The sequence below is a fragment of the Paenibacillus sp. 01L418 genome (assembly GCF_056400045.1).
In genome coordinates, this window is sequence record NZ_JBFTSN010000586.1 from 1 (window position 1) to 3239 (window position 3239).

2 protein-coding genes are annotated in these 3239 nt (G+C 41.2%); both read right to left on the minus strand.

The annotated features are described in order from the left end of the window. A partial coding sequence (locus AC1DSE_RS33105; RefSeq protein ID WP_477528903.1) for a response regulator occupies positions 1-888 on the minus strand: 888 nt, incomplete at its 3' end. Between the two features lie 18 nt (positions 889-906). Next, a partial coding sequence (locus AC1DSE_RS33110; protein WP_477528904.1) for an ATP-binding protein occupies positions 907-3239 on the minus strand: 2333 nt, incomplete at its 5' end.

Sequence of the window (3239 nt, forward strand, 5' to 3'; positions counted from 1 at the left end):
CCCTTGAAGATGACCATAGGTATCATTTACAAGTTTAAAGTAATCCAAATCAATCATAACGAGTGAGAAAATATCGTTTGAGCGCTTAAAGCTGTCGATATGCTGCCGCATCATTTGATTGAAATGCTTGCGATTATAAGCGCCTGTTAACTCATCAATAATGATCGAGCGTTCCCAGTCCATCTTCATCGCAAATCGATTGTCGATGAGAGCCTTAAGCAGCTCAACATCAAACGGCTTGGCAAGAAAGTCCATCGCACCGGATCGATAAGCGTTAACTTGATTTTCGACGGATACATTCCCGCTGACCATAATAATCGGAATATGCTGCTGCTTCGCCTTATCAACGATTTGATTAAGAACATACATGCCGCTTCGATCGGGCAACACAATATCAAGAAGGATGAGATTAGGCTTCCATTCGTAGAACAGCTTTAAACCGCGCTCCGCATTCAGAGCAATGCTTACTGGATAATCATTTTTCTCTAAAACTTCTTTGACATAGGTTACAAATTCAACATCATCATCAATGACAAGTACACGATTGTGATGCTTTGAATGATCATCAAGGGAATCGGCATGGTCTTCATTTGCATTGTCGAGTCCGTCTAGCAGCTGCAGCACTTGAGGAAACATGGCCGTTAGTGGCAGCAAATGCTCTGACCACTCCTCGCGTATGAACGTTTTTTTGCTTTTTTCAGAAAACAATTGTTCTTTGGATTCCGAAAACTTTTCAACCTCATGCAGCCCAATCGTACCGCTTGTCCCTTTAAGATTATGGAAAAACCGATGAATATCTTGTTCCTCAACTGCTGTTTGATTGGACCAATCATCGATCGTCTGTGTAATTCGCTGTTGAATTAATTGTTTGTATTTTTCCGTCTTCATGAAAATGGGCTCCCCCTATTATCGCAGCAAACGAGAGATTGCTGCACTTAGTCTGCCAGGTAAATAGGGTTTCACAAGGAATTCATTAATTCCCCATTGTGCAGCTTTTTCTTTCTCTTCGAAGGCGCTCGAAATGATGATTGGCGTATTTAGCAATACATCAGATTTCTTGATTTTGCTAATAATATCCCAGCCGGTAATTCCTGATTCCAGCATCAGATCGATGACCACGATGTCAGGTTTGAGCTGTTCAATTGCTTTCATAGCCAACCCACCTTCTGTGAACAGGTGAACATGATATCCACTAGACCTCAATTCATCACGGAGTAAAGTGGACAAATTAAGGTCGTTTTCAATCAGCATCACTTGAATGGACGTCTCAGAAGAAGTATTTTCCTTCAACTCATCGTTTTGTATTCGTTCTTGCTGCTTAGCCAGTGGAAGCGTCACGATAAAGGTACTTCCATGTCCGAACTCGGAAAAAACTTCTATTTTACCATCATGTCTTGTAACAATCTCTTTTACGATTGCCAAGCCTAAGCCAGTCCCGCCAATTTCTCTTCGATCTGAATTATCGACACGATAAAACTTGTTGAAGAGATTAGGCAGTGCATCCTTTGGTATGCCAAGTCCCTGATCTTCTAAACGAATGACGATCATATCTTTGTTAATGCTGCTAAATAAAGTGATTTGTCCGCCATTTGGCGAGTATTTAATTGCGTTGCTCAATAAATTAATGAATACCTGAAGCATTTTATCTTTATCTGCAATTACGATTGCTTCTTGTGCATCATTTTGCCACGTGATTTGATGGATGCTGGCAGACATTTGCTGCATTTCGATTGCTTCTTTAATTAATGGCGTTAATGATATGCTTTTCATTTCATACGTTTGTTTGCCTGATTCCATTCGTTGCAAATCTAAAAAGTCATTAATTAACGTCGTTAATCTTCTTGCTTCTTGATAAATCGTCGATACATATTTCCGCTGGCGCTCCGGCTTCAGTTCCCGGTGAAGCAGCAGCTCTGCGAATCCAAGCACACTTGCAAGCGGCGTCCTTAGCTCATGACTAACTGTACTTACAAACTCAGATTTCATCCGGTCAACCTCGTACTCCTTCGTGATGTCACGGTGAACGAGCAATAACCCGAATTGTTGACCATTGCGGTACAAGGGCTCGCAATAAATTTGAATGAATTTTCTTTCTGGTTCTGTAATTTCATAGTTCATGCTGTACAAGCCATTATAATGTCCATTTGAGATAAGCCCAGTCATAAATTGAATTAACGGTTCAGATTCAACAACAGAGGATTGGACAAAACCTTTGAATTGCTCAAAAGGCATATTGATTGTCCCTTTTTCATGATTGAAAAATCCGAATATCTCAGCCATTTTGTGATTAATTTGAAGCGTGCTGCCATCTAGATCAAGCAATTGTATGCCTTCTTGAATGGTGTTCAGTATATCTCCAGTCATCAAGCGCTGCTTCTCCGACAGCTCGTACAAATGTAGTTTATCGAAGGCTAATGACACTTGTGTCATCATGCCAACGATCTCTTCTTCCTCTTGCTTCGTAATCGTACGATTGACCTTCGTAATGACTAGGCAGGCAACCATTTCTTCTGATGCATTCAAAATGGGCAAGATTAAATCGGTAGCTTTCATAGCAGAATCGTGATATCCCTGTTCACCAAGTGAACATTCACGAATCATACTGTATGCTTGTTTGGTCTGTGAGGCACGTAATACGATGCCATCTTCCATTTGCTCAATAAACTGTTTGGTTGAAGCATTGGAAATCCCTACGGATGCGCAATCATGCTCTCTATTCATCATCACAATTAAGCCTTTATCGGAATCGGTAATAGCGACAATATTAGAAATGATGCTTTGCAGCAGCTCTTGTTTATCGAGGGTATTAGAGAGGGATTGTACAAGCTGGTTGCGCTTCTCCAAATATTTCTCATTTTGCTCCATTACGCCTACGGCGATCTGCAGTTCCTCTTGCTGCGCCTGCAGCTCATCCTGCTGCGCAATAAGCTCTTCGTTTTGAGCGAGAAGCTCCTCTTCTTTACTTTGGATTTGCGTCATCATTTTCTTAAAGGTTCGTGCCAGCTCTCCAAGCTCATCTTCTCTTGTGAGATCCTCTGGCTCCGAATATTCACCATTCGCAAACTCACGAGCGTGGTTCGTCAGTCTCATGAGCGGCACGCCAATATCTCTAGCCACTTTTCTCGTAATAAATGAAGCTATAATTAAGATAATAATGATGTATCCTATTAATATAACGGCTTGAAGCGTTAGGCTGCGAAATAATTCATCGTTTTTTTGCTCAGCAAGCAGCTGTACTT